The following is a 2,150-nucleotide window of genomic DNA, read 5'->3' on the forward strand; positions in this document are numbered from 1 at the left end:
TCGCCAAGGGTACGGTGATGGCCGCCGGCAGTGCCGATGAACTGCGCGCGCAGTCCGGCGAGCCCAACCTGGAAGATGCGTTCGTGAAACTGATCGGCAGCGAAGAGGGCCTGCACGCATGAGCATGATGTCGACCCTGATGACGGTGATGCGCAAGGAACTGCGCGACCTCTCGCGTGACCGCCGCACACTGCTGCTGACCCTGCTGTTCGGCCCCGTGCTGTACCCGCTGCTGATCCTGGGCATGGGCAAGCTGGCTGAAAGCCGCGTGCGGATCCAGATCGAACAGCCGCTGCAGATCCCGACCATCGGTGCGGAGAATGCGCCGAACCTGGTGCGCTTCCTGGCGGCGCAGGGATTGAACGCCGCGCCGGCACCGAAGGATCTGGCCGAAGCGATCCGCTCGCAGGAGATCGACGTCGCCCTGCGCATCAGCCCCGAGTTCGGCAAGGACTGGGCCGATGGCAAACCCGCGCTGGTGGAAGTGATCCGTGACAGCACCCGTCGCGCCGCCGAAGTGCCCAGTGCACGCCTGCAGGCGGCCCTGGCAACCTACAACGGTCAGGTTGGTGCGCTGCGGCTGATGGCGCGTGGCGTCGACGCACAGGTTGCACGACCGCTGGATGTGGCCACCCAGGACATGGCCAGTGCCGAGGCCAAGCGCGGCATGATGCTGTCGATGCTGCTGCCGGTGCTGCTGACGCTGACCTCGTTCATCGGTGGCGCCTACCTGGTGATGGATGCCACCGCCGGCGAGCGCGAACGGCAATCGCTGGAGCCGTTACTGGCGACCCCGGGTTCGCGCAGTGCCATCGTCAGCGGCAAGATCGCCGCCGCCTGCGTGGTCGGCTTCGCCTCGTTGCTGCTGACCTTGATCGCGTTCAAGGCCAGCGCACAGATCGCGCCCGGCAACGTCGGCCGGCAGCTCAACATGAACATCGGCTCGATGCTGCAGATGCTGCTGGTGATGGTGCCGATGCTGCTGATCGGCACCTCGTTGCTGACCTTCCTCTCGGCCGCGGCCAAGAGCATGAAGGAAGCGCAGAGCCACATGACCTGGCTGGTGCTGCTGCCGATGCTGCCCGGCTACGCGCTGATGGCTTACCCGGTGAAGAGCGAGCTGTGGCAGTACGCGGTGCCGTTCCTGTCGCAGAACCAGATGCTGCTGAAGGTGATCCGCCACGAGGTGATCAGCCCGACCATCTGGGCGATCTACCTCGGCGCCAGCCTGGCGCTGGCCGCCGTGCTGTGGTTCGCCGCCGTTCGCCGCTACCACAACGAGCGGCTGGCGATTTCCGGCTGAGTGGAACCGGTAGCGCCGGGCCATGCCCGGCGGATGTGGCACGAGGCCCGGTCATGCCGGGCCTCGTGCATTTCAGCGCTGTGAAGCGTTTCCGTCTGCATACCGCGCCGGCGTCACTCCCATCTCGCGCTTGAATACCGCGATGAAGGCGCTGGGCGTGTCGTAGCCCAATGACAGCGCCACGGTGGTGACGGATTCACCGGCCAGCAATCGCGGCAGGGCCAGCAGCACGCGCAGGCGCTGCCGCCAGCGGGTCAGGGTCATGTTCGTTTCGGCCTGCCAGCGGCGGGCGAGGCTGCGACTGGACAGGCCGCTGGCGGCTGCCCAGTCCTCGACGGTGCGGGTGTCATGTGGCACACGTGCCAGGGCGGCGGCGATGCGGCGCAGGCGGCGGTCGCTGGGTTGCTGCAGCGCAAGTGGCAACGGCGTGCCTGCAGCGATCTCATCGGCGATCACCCCGGCCAAGCGCTGTTGCCGCGCATCCAACGCCTGCCCGCACCAGTGCAGTGCCCGCGGCACTGCCACCTGCAGCAGGTCGCTGGGCTGGAAGATGCGCGGTGCGGTGGGCAGGTCCGCGCAGGCCGCCTTGCTGAAGTACAGGCTCCAACCATCGAAGCTGCCGATGCTGGAAAGCGCATGCGGGTGCTGCGGCGGAAGCCACGCCACGTGCCCGGCCGGAAGCAGCCAGTGGGTGTCGCCCACCTCGATCCGCAACAGGCCGGTGTGGGCGCCCAGCAGTTGCCCGCGCGCGTGCTGGTGGCGGGCGGTGCGCCGTGAACCCGGCATCGCCAGCTGCGTGCCGAGCAGGGCCGGCCCCTCACTGGCATCGGCCAATGCAGGATCGATC

General features: G+C 68.0%; 2 protein-coding genes and 1 pseudogene. 2 read left to right on the forward strand and 1 reads right to left on the reverse strand.

Annotation, left to right across the window (positions count from 1 at the left end; translation table 11 throughout):
- Positions 1 to 122 (forward strand): annotated as a pseudogene (locus AC1VAN_RS19620) (ABC transporter ATP-binding protein); the annotation flags it as partial.
- On the forward strand, positions 119 to 1,303 hold the full coding sequence (locus tag AC1VAN_RS19625; protein WP_059065550.1) for an ABC transporter permease: 1,185 nt from the start codon (positions 119 to 121) through the stop codon (positions 1,301 to 1,303). The pseudogene AC1VAN_RS19620 and the gene AC1VAN_RS19625, both read left to right, overlap by 4 nt.
- A gap of 72 nt (positions 1,304 to 1,375) precedes the next feature.
- Here the strand turns inward: AC1VAN_RS19625 and AC1VAN_RS19630 are convergent, their stop codons facing one another.
- Complete coding sequence (locus AC1VAN_RS19630; RefSeq protein ID WP_480986518.1) at positions 1,376 to 2,149, reverse strand: AraC family transcriptional regulator; 774 nt, start codon at positions 2,147 to 2,149, stop codon at positions 1,376 to 1,378.
- Between the last annotated feature and the right edge of the window lies 1 nt (position 2,150).

It is taken from the genome of Stenotrophomonas sp. 05L44_2 (assembly GCF_056665995.1).

Coding starts and splice junctions, on each gene's coding strand:
- AC1VAN_RS19625 (WP_059065550.1), top strand. CDS start 119: ATGAGCATGATGTCGACCCTGATGACGGTGATGCGCAAGGAACTGCGC.